The 15,858-nt window shown below is 73.7% G+C and carries 14 protein-coding genes and 1 tRNA gene; 5 read left to right on the top strand and 10 right to left on the bottom strand.

Translation table 11 applies throughout. The annotated features are described in order from the left end of the window. Positions 1 to 517: 517 nt before the first annotated feature. The 8 genes from VFG42_RS19450 to VFG42_RS19415 all read right to left on the bottom strand — a co-directional run bounded on the left by VFG42_RS19450 (position 518) and on the right by VFG42_RS19415 (position 9,819). Positions 518 to 590 (bottom strand) — tRNA-Ala (locus tag VFG42_RS19450). A 32-nt stretch (positions 591 to 622) separates the two neighbouring features. Beyond that, positions 623 to 1,390, bottom strand: a complete 768-nt coding sequence (locus VFG42_RS19445; RefSeq protein WP_324910445.1) for a hypothetical protein — start codon at positions 1,388 to 1,390, stop codon at positions 623 to 625. A gap of 46 nt (positions 1,391 to 1,436) precedes the next feature. Continuing rightward, positions 1,437 to 1,877, bottom strand: a complete 441-nt coding sequence (locus tag VFG42_RS19440; RefSeq protein WP_324910444.1) for a hypothetical protein — start codon at positions 1,875 to 1,877, stop codon at positions 1,437 to 1,439. 116 nt (positions 1,878 to 1,993) lie between these two features. Then, positions 1,994 to 3,232: an MFS transporter gene (locus tag VFG42_RS19435; protein WP_324910443.1), complete on the bottom strand. Its 1,239-nt coding sequence runs from the start codon at positions 3,230 to 3,232 to the stop codon at positions 1,994 to 1,996. Beyond that, positions 3,229 to 3,927 (bottom strand): respiratory nitrate reductase subunit gamma, encoded by a 699-nt coding sequence (gene narI / locus VFG42_RS19430; protein ID WP_324910442.1) that lies wholly within the window; start codon positions 3,925 to 3,927, stop codon positions 3,229 to 3,231. The genes VFG42_RS19435 and narI overlap by 4 nt, the downstream gene beginning before the upstream one ends. A 55-nt stretch (positions 3,928 to 3,982) precedes the next feature. Beyond that, positions 3,983 to 4,588 carry a nitrate reductase molybdenum cofactor assembly chaperone gene (narJ, locus tag VFG42_RS19425; RefSeq protein WP_324910441.1) on the bottom strand — a complete coding sequence of 202 codons (606 nt, stop codon included), beginning with the start codon at positions 4,586 to 4,588 and terminating at the stop codon, positions 3,983 to 3,985. Continuing rightward, entirely contained in the window at positions 4,585 to 6,129 is a 1,545-nt protein-coding gene (narH, locus tag VFG42_RS19420) for a nitrate reductase subunit beta (RefSeq protein WP_324910440.1), read from the bottom strand. The genes narJ and narH overlap by 4 nt, the downstream gene beginning before the upstream one ends. A 3-nt stretch (positions 6,130 to 6,132) precedes the next feature. Next, positions 6,133 to 9,819: a nitrate reductase subunit alpha gene (locus tag VFG42_RS19415; RefSeq protein WP_324910439.1), complete on the bottom strand. Its 3,687-nt coding sequence runs from the start codon at positions 9,817 to 9,819 to the stop codon at positions 6,133 to 6,135. 573 nt (positions 9,820 to 10,392) lie between these two features. Here VFG42_RS19415 and ligD point away from each other — a divergent pair. Then, complete coding sequence (gene ligD / locus VFG42_RS19410) at positions 10,393 to 11,451, top strand: non-homologous end-joining DNA ligase (RefSeq protein WP_324910438.1); 1,059 nt, start codon at positions 10,393 to 10,395, stop codon at positions 11,449 to 11,451. A gap of 95 nt (positions 11,452 to 11,546) precedes the next feature. Here ligD and VFG42_RS19405 read toward each other — a convergent pair whose 3' ends face one another. Beyond that, positions 11,547 to 12,428 carry an exodeoxyribonuclease III gene (locus VFG42_RS19405; RefSeq protein WP_324910437.1) on the bottom strand — a complete coding sequence of 294 codons (882 nt, stop codon included), beginning with the start codon at positions 12,426 to 12,428 and terminating at the stop codon, positions 11,547 to 11,549. 72 nt (positions 12,429 to 12,500) lie between these two features. Between VFG42_RS19405 and VFG42_RS19400 the strand changes: the two genes are divergently transcribed. Beyond that, positions 12,501 to 13,733 (top strand): NAD(P)/FAD-dependent oxidoreductase, encoded by a 1,233-nt coding sequence (locus VFG42_RS19400; RefSeq protein ID WP_324910436.1) that lies wholly within the window; start codon positions 12,501 to 12,503, stop codon positions 13,731 to 13,733. A 43-nt stretch (positions 13,734 to 13,776) separates the two neighbouring features. Here VFG42_RS19400 and VFG42_RS19395 read toward each other — a convergent pair whose 3' ends face one another. Then, on the bottom strand, positions 13,777 to 13,995 hold the full coding sequence (locus VFG42_RS19395; protein ID WP_324910435.1) for a helix-turn-helix transcriptional regulator: 219 nt from the start codon (positions 13,993 to 13,995) through the stop codon (positions 13,777 to 13,779). 131 nt (positions 13,996 to 14,126) lie between these two features. On the opposite strand from VFG42_RS19395, the gene VFG42_RS19390 reads away from it, so the two are divergent. From VFG42_RS19390 to VFG42_RS19380, 3 genes are read left to right on the top strand one after another with little or no spacing between them, the layout of a single operon-like run. After that, positions 14,127 to 14,756 (top strand): sigma-70 family RNA polymerase sigma factor, encoded by a 630-nt coding sequence (locus VFG42_RS19390; protein WP_324910434.1) that lies wholly within the window; start codon positions 14,127 to 14,129, stop codon positions 14,754 to 14,756. After that, positions 14,753 to 15,193 (top strand): hypothetical protein, encoded by a 441-nt coding sequence (locus VFG42_RS19385; protein WP_324910433.1) that lies wholly within the window; start codon positions 14,753 to 14,755, stop codon positions 15,191 to 15,193. Before VFG42_RS19390 ends, VFG42_RS19385 begins: the two co-directional genes overlap by 4 nt. Further along, positions 15,190 to 15,855, top strand: a complete 666-nt coding sequence (locus VFG42_RS19380) for a hypothetical protein (protein ID WP_324910432.1) — start codon at positions 15,190 to 15,192, stop codon at positions 15,853 to 15,855. The genes VFG42_RS19385 and VFG42_RS19380 overlap by 4 nt, the downstream gene beginning before the upstream one ends. Positions 15,856 to 15,858: the final 3 nt, after the last annotated feature.

Genomic DNA, 15,858 nt, shown 5'->3' with positions numbered 1-15,858 from the left:
TGAGCTCGCCAAGTCGGACGAGCAGTCGCCGACCGTCTCCAGGGTCAGTGGCTGCTCGCGCGGGTACTCGGCCCATCGCAGCGCGTTGTCGGCAAGCTAAGCGCCTTGGAAGGCGGTCGGGGGTCACCAACCGGAAGACGTCGAGCGTCCGCGCAGCGTGCGACACGTGTGCGCGCACGTCCTCTCCCCATTCGCCGAAGTCACACGCAGCAGCCGTGGCACAGCAAGTACGGTTCTTGTCGTCCATGGAGGTCGTTCTCCGTGGGCCATGCCACCGGGCTGCTCCAACGGTCGCGGGACGCTCTTCGCCGACGATCGGGCCGGAGCGCCGGCGCTGGCTCGGCGGACGAGAAAGCGGTAGCCGAAACGACCGCGATCGACCGCAATCCACGGCCAAGTTCGCGAACGAAGGCACCAGTGCCTGAAAACCGCGCGCAGGACCAAGCGCGATCGACCGCCCCGAAACCACCGCCCCAAGAACGACGAAAGCCCCGCATATGCAGGGCTTTCGTACCGATGGAGCCAGGGGGGCTCGAACCCCCGACCTCCTGCATGCCATGCAGGCGCTCTCCCAGCTGAGCTATGGCCCCAGGTAGAGAGACATCTTAACAGCGTCGGCGGCTCAGCGGCGGCCGGGCACGAATTCCGGCACTTCGAAGTCGTCGTCGGATGGGCCGACGGCGCGGCGGCGGCCGGAGGGTGTGGCGGAAGGGCGTGAGGCGGAAGGCGCGGTGTCGATCGAGGTGCCGGGCGGCGTGCCCTGGTCGAGGTCGGCGGTCAGGCGGGCGTGGGCGAGCTTGACGTCGTTGAGGAGGCGCTCGGCGTTGCGGCGCAGGGACTCGCTCAGCTCGGACAGGTGGCCGGAGAGCTCGGTGCCGTCCGCGAGCACCCCGCGGGCGGCGGCGTTGGCCTCGGCCAGGATCGCGCGGGCCTCGTCGCGGGCGTCGCGGGTCGTCTGCTCGGCGGCGATGGCGGCGTCGTCGCGGAGGCGGGTCGCCTCGGCCTGAGCTTCGGCGATCAGCTCGGACCGACGCCGCTCGCCCTCCTCGCGGGCCTGCGCGGCGCGCTCGTGGATCGCCCGCACGCTCTCGCGCGCCTCGGCCTCCACCCCGGCCGCCTCGGCGCGGGCGGCGTCGAGGATCTCGCGGGCCTCGGCCTCGGCGGCCTCGACGCGCAGGTCGACGGCCCGGTCGGCCTCGGCGATGCGCGACCGGACCTTCTCCTCGGTCTTGATCCGCATCTCCTCGGCGGCGCGCTCGGCGGCCTCGACGATCGCGGCGACCTTCGCCGACGCCACCGAGATCTCGGACAGGCGTCGCGTGCCCGCCTCGTCGTCCAGCGACGAGAGCGGCTCGTCCAGCTCGGGGTCTCGGCCGTCGTCGGAGGCCATGCCCCGATGGTAGGCGCGCGGCGCCCGCGCGCCCGCAAGAACGCGGTCAGGCCGGGGCGGCCGCCGGGGCCGGGGCCGCCGCCACCGCCGGCCGCTCCGGCGCGCTCGTTCCCGCCGGCGTCACCAGCACCGGGCAGCTCGCGCCCCGCGGCACCCGATCGCCGTTCCCCACGACCAGCAGCTGCGCGTCCTCCTCCGCGGCGACCGCGCGCAGCCCCTCGGGCACGCTCGCCGCCCGCCGCGCGTGGACCGTGCACGGCACGTCGTCCGGCACCACGTCGGCCTGCCGGTGCAGCTCGCGCGCGACCGCGGCGCGCAGCGCGTCCGGCCGCTCCCCCGCGTCCGCCGGCCGCTCGCCGACCGCGATCCCGGCCAGCACCAGCGGCGCCCGCAGCAGGCGCGCGGCCGCGACGGCGCAGGCGAGGACGTCCGGCGTCCCGGACCGCCCGGTGGCGGCCACGGCGACGACGATGGGCTTGGCGACCATGCCCCAACCCTCGCAGCCCTCGCCCCGCCCGCCATCGGCGACGACCCGCGAACCCGCTGCGGCGAACTACGGACGCGCCGCGCGCCGCCGCCCGGGCCGCACGGTCCCGTCGACCGTCACGCCGACCGCGCGCGGACCGCCGGTTGCGCAGCTTTGCTGCGCATAACGACGGAGAGCACCAGCTCGCAGACCACGGCGACCAGCGCCATCAGCAGGAACCCGATGATGAAGTTGCCGGTCGCCGACTTCACGACGCCCATGACCAGCGGCGGGAAGAAGCCGCCCAGCCCGCCCGCGGCGCCGACGACGCCGGTGACCGAGCCGACGCGGTCCGGGAACCAGTCGGGGACGAGCTTGAAGACCGCACCGGTGCCCAGGCCCAGGACGACGGCCATCGCCAGGCAGGCGATCGTCAGCGGCACCATGTGCTTGTAGGTGAACGCCAGCACCGCGGCCAGGACGGCGGTCCCGACGAAGCAGACGTGCAGGACGCGCGCGGCGCCGATGCGGTCCGACAGCCAGCCGCCCGTCGGCCGCCCGATCACCGCCAGCAGCGCGAAGCCGGCGGCCCGCGCGCCCGCGTCGGACTTCGACAGGTGGTGCACGCCGGTCAGCAGCTTGGGCAGGTACAGGAACATCGCCACGAAGCCGCCGAAGGCCAGGAAGTAGAACAACGTCAGCGCCCACGCGCGGCCCGAGGTCTTGAAGATCCCCAGCGCGGCGAACATGCCGGGCGCCGGACCCTCGCGCGGCGGGCGCGGCGCGTCGCGCGCGAAGGCCACGAACAACGCCATCGTCACCAACAACGCGCCGATGGCCACCCAGAACGGCGCGGTGATCGAGCCCATGCGCGGCGCGATCAGCCCGGCCAGCGTCGTCCCGCCCATGCCCATGCCGTAGACGCCGAGCGCGAAGCCCTGGCGCGCGGGCGGGTACCACCCGTTGACCATCGGGACGCCGACCGCGAACGACGCGCCGGCGAGGCCGAGCAGGAGGCCGAAGAGCAGCAGCACGCCGAGCGAGTCGTGCCAGACGATGAGGCCCAGCAGCGGCAGGACCGTGAAGGCCATCAGCGCGATGAAGATCGGCCGGCCACCGAGCCGGTCGGTCAGCCAGCCCAGCGGGATCCGCATGACCGAGCCCAGCAGCACCGGGACCGCGACCATCACGGAGGACTCGAAGTTCGACAGCCCCAGGTCGTCCTGGAGGTCGGGCGCCAGCGGGCCGAGCAGCGACCACGCGAAGAAGCAGACGGTGAAGGCGACGGTCGCCAGGACGAGCTGGCGCGTGGCCTCGGCGTCGCGCGCCGTCGTCGTCGTCGCCGCCGCCGCCGCCGCCGTCGCGTCGTCGCTCATCGCGCTCGCGCCGGGTAGCGGCGCCGGTAGAGGATGTACGGCCGCCCGAGGTACTGCAGCGGGATCGACCACGCGTGCACCAGCCGCGAGAACGGGAACAGCGCCCAGAAGGCCCAGGCGACGATCGCGTGCACCTGGTAGACGGTGTTGGCGTGCTGCACCGCGCCGACGTTCGGCCGCAGCGTGAACAGCGAGCGCCACCACAGCGAGACGGTCTCGCGGTAGTCGTAGGGCGAGGCCGCGATCAGGTTGTGGGCGTAGGTCATCCAGCAGCCCAGCCCGATCAAGATCGTCAACAACCCGTAGACCACCAGGTCGGTCCGCGACGTCGTCTTGCGCACGCGGGCGTTGGTCGACCGCCGCCAGCAGAGGCCGACGAAGCCGACCACGCAGATCGCGCCCGCGATCGCGCCGGCGATCGCGCTGAACCAGCGGTAGGTCGACTCCGACATCCCGATCGCCGAGGTGAAGGACTTGGGGATCAGCAGGCCGATGACGTGCCCGCCGACCGCGGCCAGCGCGCCGTAGTGAAACAACGGCCCGGCCCAGCCGAGGATCTTGTGCTCGAAGATCTGCGTGGAGTGGCTCGTCCAGCCGACCTGGTCGGTGCGATAGCGCCACCAGTGGCCGACGACGAACGTCGCGATCGCGACGTAGGGCAGGATGATCCACAACAGGATCGCCCCGGCGCTCATGCCGGCCACCTCCTCCGAAAGGGGCGCCGCGAGGCCGAGCGGCTGTGCGCCAAGCTCATCGCGGCATCGCCTCCGGCGGCCCGTAGGGCTCGAGGCCGACCGCCTCCTCCGGCGGCCCCTCGCGCGCGAGCTTGACGACCTCGGCCCGCTCGTGGACGTCCAGCGGCGGCAGGCCGGTCATCACCGCGTCCACCACGTGGGCGTACGGGCTGTCGAGGTCGTGCAGCGAGCGGCGCAGCAGCTCCAGCGCGGGCAGGTGCTCGGCCAGCAGCGCCGCGCCGTAGCCGTCGGGCGCCAGCGCGGCGAACGCGAGCATCACCGTGAGGTGGTCGGGCAGCTGCGCGCTGTCCAGCGGCAGCCCGGCGGCGCGGTAGAGCTTCTTGATGCGCAACAGCGCCGGGCCGCGCTCGCGCGTGTCGCCGTAGCGGTAGAACGTCAGCTCCAGCGACGCGCGACGGCGCAGGTCGAACGTCGCGACGTAGGTCGCGGGGTCCGCGTCCCACTCGGCCAGGAAGCGCTCCAACAGCGCCCGCGCGGGCGCGCCGCGTCGCGGCAGCTCAGCGACGCCCGCCTCCAAAGCGCCCGGCGGGATGTCCTCCGGGTAGCGCAGCATCAGCGACAACAACGCCCACGGCGGCGGGGCGGCGGCCGCCCGGCTCATCGCCCGCCCTCCAGGAGGTCGATCAGGTGGAAGTTGGTGACCTCGGGCGACGACGTCACCGGCGGTCGCTCGACCGCGCCGCAGTTGCCCGGCCCGTCCTCGAAGTCCAGCCCGCAGGCGCCCTGCTGCTCCATCAGCCGGTCGCCCAGCTCGGCGTGCGCGAGCGGGATCACGTAGCGGTCCTCGTAGTTGGCGATCGCCAGCAGGTGGTACATCCGCTCCAGCTCGGCCGCGGTCAGCCCGGCGTGGTCGGGCAACATGTCGTCCTTGATCCCCAAGACCTCGCGCTTGCGCATGAACGCCCGCATCGACGCCAGCCGGTGCAACACGCCGCGGATCGTCTCGACGTCGCCGGCGGCCAGCAGGTTGGCCAGGTACTCCATCGGGATCCGCAGCGCGTCGATCGCGCCGAAGACGTCGTCGGGGTCGGCCTCGTAGCCGTCGTGCTCCAGCGTCGAGACGACCGGCGACAGCGGCGGCACGTACCAGACCATCGGCAGCGTGCGGAACTCCGGGTGCAGCGGCAGCGCCACGCCCCAGCGGATCGCCAGGTCGTAGACCGGCGAGCGCCGCGCGGCGTCCAGCCAGTCCTCGGGGATCCCGGCCGCGCGCGCGGCGGCGATCACCTCGGGGTCCTCGGGGTCGAGGAAGACCGAGCGCTGCGCGGCGAGCAGGTCGCGCTCGTCGGGGGTCGACGCCGCCGCCTCCACGCGGTCGGCGTCGTAGAGCACCAACCCCAGGTACCGGATCCGCCCGACGCAGGTCTCCGAGCAGATCGTCGGCTGCCCGTGCTCGATGCGCGGGTAGCAGAGCGTGCACTTCTCGGCCTTGCCCGTGTTGTGGTTGAAGTAGACCTTCTTGTAGGGGCAGCCCGAGACGCAGTAGCGCCAGCCGCGGCAGCGGTCCTGGTCGACGAGCACGATCCCGTCCTCCTCGCGCTTGTACATCGCGCCCGAGGGGCACGACGCGACGCACGACGGGTTCAGGCAGTGCTCGCAGATCCGCGGCAGGAAGAACATGAAGGCCTGCTCGTAGGTCATGCGCACGCGCTCCTGCAGGCCGTCCAGGTGCGGGTCCTTGTGCGCGTGCTCGGGCGCGCCGGCCAGGCCCTCGTCCCAGTTCGGGCCCCAGGCGAGGTCGACCGCCTCCCCCGTGATCTGCGAGCGCGGTCGCGCGACCGGGTCGCGGTCGCCCAGCGGCGCGGTGACGAGCGTCTCGTAGTCGTAGGTCCACGGCTCGTAGTAGTCGTCCAACCCGGGCAGGTCGGGGTTGGAGAAGATCGTCAGCAGCTTCTTGACGCGCCCGCCCGCGCGCAGGCGCAGCCGCCCGCGGCGGTCCAGCTCCCAGCCGCCGCGCCAGCGGTCCTGCGACGCCCACTGGCGCGGGTAGCCCTGGCCGGGCGCGGTCTCGACGTTGTTGAACCACACGTACTCGGTGCCCGGCCGGTTGGTCCAGACCTGCTTGCAGGTGACCGAGCAGGTGTGGCACCCGATGCACTTGTCGAGGTTCATGACCATCGCCATCTGCGCCTTGACGTTCATGGCCTAGAACCTGACCTCGCTCGCGCGCCGTCGGACGACCGCGACCGAGTCGCGGTTGGAGCCGGTCGGCCCGTAGTAGTTGGGGCTGAACGACAGCTGGGCGTAGCCGCCGATCATGTGCGTGGGCTTCATCGCGATCGTCGTCAGCGCGTTCTCGGTCCCGCCGCGGCGGCCGTCGATCTCGCTGCGCGGCGTGTTGATCTGGCGGTCCTTGGAGTGATAGAGCAGGCACACGCCGCGCGGCACGCGGTGCGAGACGACCGCGCGCGCCACGACGACGCCGTTCTTGTTGAACGCCTCGACCCAGTCGTTGTCCTTGACGCCGATCGCCTCCGCGTCGTCCGGGCTCAGCCAGACGCCGGAGCCGCCGCGGAACAGCGTCAACATGTGCAGGTTGTCCTGGTACTCGGAGTGGATCGACCACTTGGAGTGCGGCGTCAGGTAGCGCAGCGCGATCTCCGGCGCGCCGTTGGGGCCGACCTCCACCCCACCCGCGAGCATCATCCTGGGGTCGATCGGCGGCCGGTAGGCGGGCAGGGCCTCGCCCAGCTCGCGCATCCACGCGTGGTCGAGGTAGAAGTGCATGCGGCCGCTGAGCGTGTGCCACGGCTTGCCGCGTCGCAGGTTGATGGTGAACGCGGCGTAGGCGCGGCCCTCCTCGTCGATGCCCGACCACTCCGGCGAGGTGATGACGTGGCGCGGCTGGACCTGGGTGTCCTGGAACGTGATCCGCACGTCCTCGGCGGGCTCGGCCAGCGAGGCCAGCTCGACGCCGCAGCGCTCCTGCAGCGTCCGGAAGCCCGCGACCGCCAAGCGGCCGTTGGTCACCGCCGACAGCCGCAGCATGGCCTCCGCGGCGTGCTCGGCGCGGGCCAGCGACGGGCGGCCGTCGGCGGCGCCGCCGACCGCGCGGCCGTTGCGCCGCGCCAGCCACGCGACCTCCTCGTCGGGGATCCACTTCGCGCTCTTGACCGTCGAGCCGACGGACTCCGCGCGCGGGCCGAGCGCCGCCCACTTGTCGCCGACCGCACCGTAGTCGCGCTCGACGACGGCGATCGCGGGCATCGTCCGGCCCGGGATCGGCTCGCACTCGCCGGCGCGCCAGTCGCGCACGACGCCGCCGGGCTGGGCGATCTCGCCGGGCGTGTCGTGCTGGACGGGTGTGGCGACGACGTCGTGGCGGACGCCGAGCCGGTCGGCGGCCAGCTCGGAGAAGCGGCGCGAGATCGCGCCGAAGCAGTCCCAGTCGCTGCGCGCCTCCCACGGCGGCGGCACGGCCTGCGAGAACGCGTGCACGAACGGGTGCATGTCGGTCATCGACAGGTCGTGCTTCTCGTACCACGTGGCCGCCGGCAGGACGACGTCGGAGAACGAGCCGGTCGTCGTCATCCGGAAGTCGAGCGTGACGAGCAGGTCGAGCTTGCCGCGCGGCGCCTCGTCGCGCCAGGCGACGTCGCGCGGGCGCTCGTCGGGAGGTAGCTCCTGCGCCAGCGGGTGCTCCTGCGGCGCGCCGAGCAGGTGCCAGAAGAAGTACTCCTGGCCCTTGCCCGAGGAGCCGAGCAGGTTCGAGCGCCAGACGTACAGGACGCGCGGGAAGCTCGTCGGCGCGCTGGGGTCGTCGACGGCGAACGTGAGGCGGCCGTCCTTCAGGCGCGCGGCGACCTCGGCGCCGGCGTCGACACCCTGCTCGTGCAGCTCGTCGCCGAGGTCCAGCGGGTTGGCGTCGAAGGTCGGGAACGACGGCATCCACCCCATCCGCACGGCCTTGGCGTGGGCGTCGATCGCGGTCTGGCCGGCGAGCAGGCCGTCGCCCAGCGGCGAGGCGAAGCGCTCGGGGCGCAGGCGGTCGTAGCGCCACTGCTCGGTGTGCGTGTAGAACCACGACGTGCCCTGGGCCTGGCGCGGCGGGCCGCCCCAGTCGGCCGCGCCGGAGACCATCTGCCAGCCGGCGAACGTGCGGATCTTCTCCTGGCCGACGTAGTGCGCCCAGCCGCCGCCGTTGACGCCGATGCACCCGCACATCAGCAACAGCGACATGAACGAGCGGTAGGTCTGGTCGGAGTGGAACCAGTGGTTGGTCCCGGCGCCCATGCAGATCATCGAGCGCCCGCCGGAGACCTCGGCGTTGCGCGCGAACTCGCGCGCGACCTTGACCGCCAGGTGGCGGTCGACGGTCGTGATCGCCTCCTGCCAGGCGGGCGTGTAGGGCTGGGAGGCGTCGTCGTAGTCGGCCGGCCACGCGCCGGGCAGGCCGTCGCGCCGCACGCCGTAGGTGGCCAGCGTGAGGTCCAGGACCGTGGTGACGAGGCGGTCGCCGACGCGGATCGCCGGGACGCCGCGGCGCATCACGCCGCCGCCCTGGCCGCCGTCCTCGCCGGTGCCGACGTCGAAGCGCGGCAGCAGCACCTCGACCGCCTCGCCGTCCGGGCGGTGCAGCAGCGTCAGCAGGGGCTCGACGTCGCCGAGGTCGAGGTTCCAGCGGCCGACGCCCGCCTCGCCGTGGCGGAAGCCGATCGACCCGTTGGGGACGACGGGCGCGCCGGTGGCCGCGTCGAGCACGGCGGTCTTCCACTCGGCGTTCTCGCCGGTCTCGCCGAGGTCGGCGGCGGTGAGGAAGCCGGCGGGGACGTAGGCGCCGTCGCGCTCGGTCAACGACACCAACATGGGCAGGTCGGTGTACTTGCGCCCGTACTCGGAGAAGCGCGCGACGGGCTGGTCGACCCACGTCTCCTTGAGGATCACGTGGCCCATCCCCATCGCCAGCGCGCCGTCGGTGCCGGGCTGGGCGGGCAGCCAGTCGTCGGCGAACTTGACGTGGTCGGAGTAGTCGGGCGAGACGACGACGACCTTCTGCCCGCGGTAGCGCGCCTCGGTCATGAAGTGCGCGTCGGGCGTGCGCGTCATCGGGAGGTTCGTGCCCCAGATGATCAGGTAGCCGGCGTCCCACCAGTCGGCGGACTCGGGCACGTCGGTCTGGTCGCCGAGCACCTGCGGCGAGGCGGGCGGCAGGTCGGCGTACCAGTCGTAGAAGGTGAGCATCGAGCCGCCGATGAGCGAGACGAAGCGGCTCCCGGCGCTGAAGGAGACCGGCGACATCGCCGGGATCGGCGTGAAGCCCGCGACGCGGTCGGGGCCGTGCTCGCGGATCGCGTGGACGGTCGCGGCGGCGACGAGGTCGACCGCCTCCTCCCAGTTGGCGCGCACGAACCCTCCGCGGCCGCGGTGGGAGCGGTAGGTGCCGTCGGCGGCGACGCGGGCGAAGGCCGCGACGGGGTCGCCGTCGACCTCGGCCAGCGCGGCGCGGTAGGCGGTGAGCAGGCTTCCGCGGACGTACGGGTGGCGCAGCCGGACCGGCGAGTACGTGTACCAGGAGAACGAGGCGCCGCGCGGGCAGCCGCGCGGCTCGTGGTCGGGACGGCCCGGGTCGGTGCGCGGGTAGTCGACGGCCTGCGTCTCCCAGGTGATCAGCCCGTCCTTGACGTACACGTTCCACGAGCACGAGCCGGTGCAGTTGACGCCGTGGGTGGACCGGACGACCTTGTCGTGCGCCCACCGGTCCCGGTACGCGCGCTCCCAGTCGCAGCCGCGGCCGATGAGCATGCTCCACCCTTCCGCGCTGGCCTCGCCGCGCCGGAAGAACTCGTGCGCCGCCACCACCGCGCCGTCAACGGCCGTCCGGGAGGAGGTCATGGTGAGCCGACCTTACCCCGCGCGCAAGCGCCGACACGACGCGTGGGTACGTTGGCGTACGCGCGTGTCAGACCGCCTTCCGGGCGATCGGAGGCGAGCCGTCGGCCGGCGTCTATGCGCTCACGCGCGCGAATGATCGAGTACCTGAAGCGCCACCACATCGGCCTGCTCGCGTTGTTCATCGCCTTGGGCGGCACGTCCTACGCGGCGGCCAAGCCGCCGAGGAACAGCGTCGGCTCGACGCGGATCAAGGCCCACGCGGTGACCGAGGGCAAGCTGGCCAAGGCGGTCGTCAAGAAGCTGGACAAGGCGGGTGTGGCCGGCGCGGCCGGGCCCGGCGGACGCCGCCGGTGCGCAGGGGCCGGGCGCGCTGGTGATCCTCACCGGCGACCTCACGCCGGCCTGCGGCAGCGGGAACGGCAACGCCACCTTCGGCGCGCTCGTCGACGGCACCACCGTGGTCCCCGACGTCTTCGCCGCCTACGACGGCACGACACATCACGGTCATCCCGCTCAGCGCCGAGTAGGCGAGGAGATGCGGGAGACCGGCCCTGCCGGTAGAACCTGTCCATCATGGCGACCTCCGAGGCCATCACGATCGACGCGGGCGGGCGGGAGCTGCGCGTGTCCAACCCCGACCGCGTGATCTTCCCGGCGACCGAGCGCACGGCGGCGGTGAGCAAGCTCGACGTCGTGCGCTACTACCTGTCGGTCGACGACGGGATCCTGCGCGCGCTGCGGAACCGGCCGACGACGCTGGAGCGCTGGCCGAAGGGCGTTCACGAAGGCATCGTGGTCTCGACGCGCGAGCGGGGCGGCGGCGACGCGTTCTTCCAGAAGCGGATCCCGCGCGGCGCGCCCGACTACGTCGAGACCGCGCGGATCGCGTTCCCGTCGGGGCGCTTCGCCGACGAGGTCTGCCCGACGGAGATCGCGGTCGTCGGCTGGGCGGCGCAGATGGGGACGATCACGTTCCACCCGTGGCCGGTGCGCCGCGACGACGTCGACCATCCCGACGAGCTGCGCATCGACCTCGACCCACAGCCGGGCACCGACTTCACCGACGCCGTCCGCGTCGCCGCGTGCGCGCGCGAGCTGCTCGCCGACCTCGGCTACGTCGGCTTCCCGAAGACGAGCGGCGGGCGCGGCGTCCACATCTACGTGCGGATCGAGCCGCGCTGGACGTTCACCGACGTCCGCCACGCCGCGATCGCCTTCGGCCGCGAGCTGGAGCGCCGCCTGCCCGGCGAGGTCACCACCAAGTGGTGGAAGGAGGAGCGCGGCGAGCGGATCTTCGTGGACTACAACCAGAACGCCCGCGACCGCACGATCGCCTCCGCCTACTCGATCCGCCCCAAGCCGGGCGCACCGGTCTCCGCGCCGGTCGACTGGGACGAGCTGCCGCACGTCGCGCCCGAGGACTTCACGGTGGGGTCGATGCCCGCCCGCTTCGCCGAGGTCGGCGACAAGCACGCCGCGATCGACGACGTCGCCCACGACCTCACGCCGCTGCTCGACCTGTATGAGAAGGACGAGGCGGGCGACATGCCCTACCCGCCCGACTACCCCAAGATGCCCGGCGAGCCCAAGCGCGTGCAGCCGTCGCGGGACACGGATCGCGCGCGGGACTGACGCGCGGCGCGTCCGCGGCCAGCGGCGCGCCGCCGGACCGGCACGAGCGGACGGCCGCCACGCGGCGCCGACGCGGCGCGGACGCGCCGCGAGCGCTACTCCCCGCCCGCCGCCGGCCCCTGCGGCAGCTTCTTGCCGCCCCTGCGCGGCGCGGGCGCGCTGGCGGGCGGGACGACCGGGCCGACGTCGCCGTCGGGCGCCTCGTCGAGGTCGACGATGACCGGCGCGTGGTCGCTGGGGCCCTTGCCCTTGCGGGCCTTGCGGTCGATCCACGCCGCCTTCGCGCGCTCGGCCACCGGGCCGCCGGCCAGGATCAGGTCGATGCGCATCCCGAGGTCCTGGTGGAACATGCCCGCGCGGTAGTCCCAGTAGGAGAAGACGCGGTCGTCGTCGGGCCAGCGGTCGCGGACGACGTCGCGCAGCCCGAGCGCCTGGATGCTCGCCAGCGCCTCGCGCTCCGGCGCCGTGACGTGCGTGTGGCCCTCGTAGGCAGCCGGGTCGAAGACGTCGTCGTCGGTCGGCGCGATGTTGACGTCGCCGCAGACGACCGCGCGCTCGGCGTCCGGCGCCACGAAGGCGCGCAGCGCCTCCAGCCACGCCAACTTGTAGGTGTAGTGGTCGCTGCCCACCGAGCGGCCGTTGGGCACGTAGACCGAGACGATCCGCAGGCCGCCGCACGTCGCCGACACCGCGCGCGCCTCGGGCTCCGGGAAGCCCGGCCCGTCCGGGATCCCGCGCACGACGTCCTCCAGCCCGACCTTCGAGAGGATCGCCACGCCGTTCCACGCCGACTCGCCGTGGGCGGCGACCTCGTAGCCGCGGTCGGCCAGCTCCGCGCCGACGACCTCCGCGAACGCGTCGTCGTTGAGCTTGGTCTCCTGCAGGCAGACGACGTCGGGCTGCCGCTCGTCCAGCCACGGCAGCACCCGCGGCATCCGCTGCTTGAGCGAGTTCACGTTCCAGGTCGCGATGCGCACGCCCGCAACGCTATCCGCCGCTCACGGACGACGACTTGACACAGTTGGCTGAACTGTATGCAATAGCTCGACATGTCCTCCATGCTCGTCCTCATCGCCGGCGGCGGCATCAGCGGCCTGCTGCTCGCCCAGGGCCTGAAGCGGTCCGGCATCGACTGCGTGGTGCTCGAGCGCGAGCCGGCCGACCGCCGCCGCTCCGGCTACCGCCTGACGCTGGACGCCGACGGCGGCAACGCGCTGGAGGCCTGCCTGCCGCCCGCGCTCTACGAGCTGTACCTGCGCGCGTCGCACGTCACGCCGAAGCGCCACGACGTCGCGATCGTGATCGACAGCCAGGGCCGCGAGCTGACGACCGCGCCCCACCTCGGCCCGCCCAACGACGGCGACCGCCCGCACACCGCGATCGACCGCCGCGTGTTCCGCCAGATCCTCGAGGCGGGCCTGGCCGACGACGGCACGCTGCGCCACGACGCGGCGGTCACGGGCTTCGAGCAGGACGACGACCGAGTGCATGCGATCCTCGCCGATGGATCCACCCTGACGGGCGACGTGCTGGTCGGCGCCGACGGCGTCGGCTCAGCGGTGCGCCGCGCGCTGCTGCCCGACGTGGCGATCGTCCCCGCGCCGGTCGGCGGCCTGGACCTCTTCGGGCGCTCGCCGGTCGACGACGCGATCCTCGCGGCGCTGCCCGAGACGATCGCCTCCGGCTTCACGATCGCGCGCGACGAGCGCGGCGGCCTGCTGGCGATGGGCGGCTACGTTCCGCGCCAGGCCCCGGACGCCGCGGCGGCCGCAGTCGCGCCTGGCGTGCGCGTCGACCCGATCGAGCCCTACATGATGATCCTCGGCGGGATCCGGCCCGGGACGACCGTGCCCGACCCGCGCGCGTGGACGGCCGACACGCCACGGCAGATGCACGCGGGCATGATGGCCGTCGTCGCCGACTGGCATCCGGCGATCCGCGGGCTCGTCGAGCGCGTCGAGCCGGGCTCGATCTTCGCCCACCCCTTCCGCCGCCTGGACCCGACGCCGGCGTGGCCGACCTCGCGCGTGACGCTCGTCGGCGACAGCATCCACGCGATGCTCCCGACGCTCGGCAAGGGCGCCAACATGGCGATGCGCAACGCCGCCGCGCTGCGCGACGCGCTCGTCACCGCGGCCCGCGGCGACCGCCCGACGGCCGACGCGCTCGCCGCCTACGAGGCCGACATGCGCGCCGCGACCTACCCGATCATGGAGCTGGCCGCGGACCACGGCCGCTTCGGCGGCGGCGGGCTGCGCAAGCCGGAGCGCGCGCCGGCCTGACGCGCGACCCCGCGCACGCTTCACCCGATCCCGAGCACGCGCCTCACCCGATCCCGCGCAGCAGCTCCGACGGCGTCGTCCGCAGCGCCCGCGCCACGCGCGTCAGCGTCCGGATCGACGGGTCGACGCGGCCGCGCTCGATGCGGCTGTACTGGCTCTGGTCCATCGTCGCAGCGGCCGCGACGGCCTCCTGGCTGAGGCCGAGCGCGCGTCGGCGGCGCGCGAGGTTCGTCGTGAAGGCGTCCAGTGGGTCGTCGGGCATCATCAGCGCCGCTGAACGACCGTGCCGCCTGGCCGTAATCTCACCGCCGGTCAGGACGCATGAGACCTGCGCGCACGGTGTAAGACGTGCGGAAGGTCAGACGGTTCGTAGCCGAACGGCTGTTTTCGCGCATGTCCCTTCACGACGACCTCCCCGACGATCCCGACGCCTTCCTGCTCCAGCAGCTGGCCGTCGCGCGCCGCCGCGACGACGGCGGGCTGAGCGCCGGGCTGGTCACCACCGAGCTGCTGCAGCGCCATGTCGGCGCGATCGACCAGCGCATCCGCTGGAAGACGCACGCCTGGCGCGCCACCGAGGAGGACCGCGCGGAGATCGCCAACGGCGTCCTGCTGCGGCTCGCCCAGATCCTGGAGCGCAAGACGAGGTTCACCACCGCGTTTCGCTACGTGGTCGCGGCGAACGTCGACTGGGAGGTCAAGGACGTCGTGCGCCGCCGGATGCGCCACGGCGCCGAGACCCCGAGCGAGGTCGAGGAGCTGGCCGAGCTGGCCGATCCCGATCCCGACACGCTGGCCGACCAGGCGCGGGACTTCGCCCATCGCATCGAGGAGCTGTCGGGGCGCGACCAGCGGATCCTCACCGAGCGCTTCTTCGTCGGGCGGCCGATCGAGGAGATCGCCGAGTTGTTGGACATGTCGCGCGGCGCCGTGGACACCGCGACCCACCGCGCGCTCAAGCGGCTCTATCCCGCCGACGGTGAAAGACCGGGCGCCGCGCCTTCGGACGGAAAGGCAGCATGACCGACCCCTCCACCCCAGTCCGCTACGACGAGGCCGCGCTGGCCGCCGCCGACGAGGCGACGCTGGAGCGGCGCCGCTGGACGCTCGTGCGCGCCGGCGACGACCGCCGCCGGCTGCTCATCGACCACCTCATGACGCGCGCGATGCCGACCGTCGCGCGCACGACCGTGCGGCTCGGCGACGCCGCGGGGCTGTCGCGCGCCGCGGTGCTGCTGGCCGGCGAGGAGGCCGCGGTGACGTTGTTGATGCGGTTGCACACGCCCGAGCCGCTGGCGCCGGTGACCGAGCTGGCGCGAACTGTGGCGGCGGTCGCCGTGCGCGCGCACGCGGGCGGCTCCGGTCCCGGAGCCGCGCCCGCTCCCGGCGCCGCGCCCGCGCCGCCGCGCCTGGCCGACCGCCGTCCCCACCTGCGCGTGATCGAGGGAGGCGCGGCATGAGCGGCTTCGAGCAGGCCTTCGCGCGGGCGCTGGACGACCTCGCCCACGACCGGTTGGCCGACCCCGACGAGTACCTCACGATGGTCCCGGCCGACCGGCGCGACGAGTTCGTCGACCGGCTCACCGCCGCGATGGCGGGCCGCGTGCCGTCGCCCGCCGGCGTGTCCCCGGACGAGGCCCACGAGCGCGCGCTGGCCGCGGTCGCCGCGACGCGCGCGGCCGGCGGGCCGTCCGGGATCCTGCCCGAGGCGCTGATCGCGCTGCGGCGCGCGCGCGGCGTCGAGCGCGACGACGTCCTGGACCACCTCGCCGCCGAGCTGGAGATCGGCCCCGGCGGCCGCCCGGCGCTGCGCCGCTACTACCACCAGCTGGAGACCGGGACGCTGCTGGGGTCGCGCGTCTCGCACCGCGTGCTGGCCAGCCTCGCGCGCCGGCTCGGCGCGCGCCTGGAGGACTTCGTGGCGGCGATCCAGCCGACCGGCACGGCGGGCGGCGGCGCCCCGCCGACCGCGGCGCTGGCCCGCGGCGCGGGCGACGACGCGCGACCGCGACCGGGCGGCGGCGCCCCGGCCGGCCGGTCGGAGCCGCGCCGGGCCGCCGACGCGCCCGACCCCGACGCCGAGCGCGTCGCCCGGCTGTTCTGCGGCGGTCCCGACGCCTGACGC

It is taken from the genome of Baekduia sp. (assembly GCF_035685985.1).
Classification (GTDB): Bacteria; Actinomycetota; Thermoleophilia; order Solirubrobacterales; family Solirubrobacteraceae; genus Baekduia.
Note: the sequence above shows the minus strand (reverse complement) of the source record. Positions and strands in the feature narration are given on the sequence as shown.

What these genes read in the sequence shown, in the direction of transcription:
- VFG42_RS19445 (WP_324910445.1), bottom strand. Translation starts at nt 1,390, where the DNA reads ATGGCCTCCGACGACGGCCGAGACCCCGAGCTGGACGAGCCGCTCTCG.
- VFG42_RS19440 (WP_324910444.1), bottom strand. Translation starts at nt 1,877, where the DNA reads ATGGTCGCCAAGCCCATCGTCGTCGCCGTGGCCGCCACCGGGCGGTCC.
- VFG42_RS19435 (WP_324910443.1), bottom strand. Translation starts at nt 3,232, where the DNA reads ATGAGCGACGACGCGACGGCGGCGGCGGCGGCGGCGACGACGACGACG.
- narI (WP_324910442.1), bottom strand. Translation starts at nt 3,927, where the DNA reads ATGAGCGCCGGGGCGATCCTGTTGTGGATCATCCTGCCCTACGTCGCG.
- narJ (WP_324910441.1), bottom strand. Translation starts at nt 4,588, where the DNA reads ATGAGCCGGGCGGCCGCCGCCCCGCCGCCGTGGGCGTTGTTGTCGCTG.
- narH (WP_324910440.1), bottom strand. Translation starts at nt 6,129, where the DNA reads ATGAACGTCAAGGCGCAGATGGCGATGGTCATGAACCTCGACAAGTGC.
- VFG42_RS19415 (WP_324910439.1), bottom strand. Translation starts at nt 9,819, where the DNA reads ATGACCTCCTCCCGGACGGCCGTTGACGGCGCGGTGGTGGCGGCGCAC.
- ligD (WP_324910438.1), top strand. Translation starts at nt 10,393, where the DNA reads ATGGCGACCTCCGAGGCCATCACGATCGACGCGGGCGGGCGGGAGCTG.
- VFG42_RS19400 (WP_324910436.1), top strand. Translation starts at nt 12,501, where the DNA reads ATGTCCTCCATGCTCGTCCTCATCGCCGGCGGCGGCATCAGCGGCCTG.
- VFG42_RS19395 (WP_324910435.1), bottom strand. Translation starts at nt 13,995, where the DNA reads ATGCCCGACGACCCACTGGACGCCTTCACGACGAACCTCGCGCGCCGC.
- VFG42_RS19390 (WP_324910434.1), top strand. Translation starts at nt 14,127, where the DNA reads ATGTCCCTTCACGACGACCTCCCCGACGATCCCGACGCCTTCCTGCTC.
- VFG42_RS19385 (WP_324910433.1), top strand. Translation starts at nt 14,753, where the DNA reads ATGACCGACCCCTCCACCCCAGTCCGCTACGACGAGGCCGCGCTGGCC.
- VFG42_RS19380 (WP_324910432.1), top strand. Translation starts at nt 15,190, where the DNA reads ATGAGCGGCTTCGAGCAGGCCTTCGCGCGGGCGCTGGACGACCTCGCC.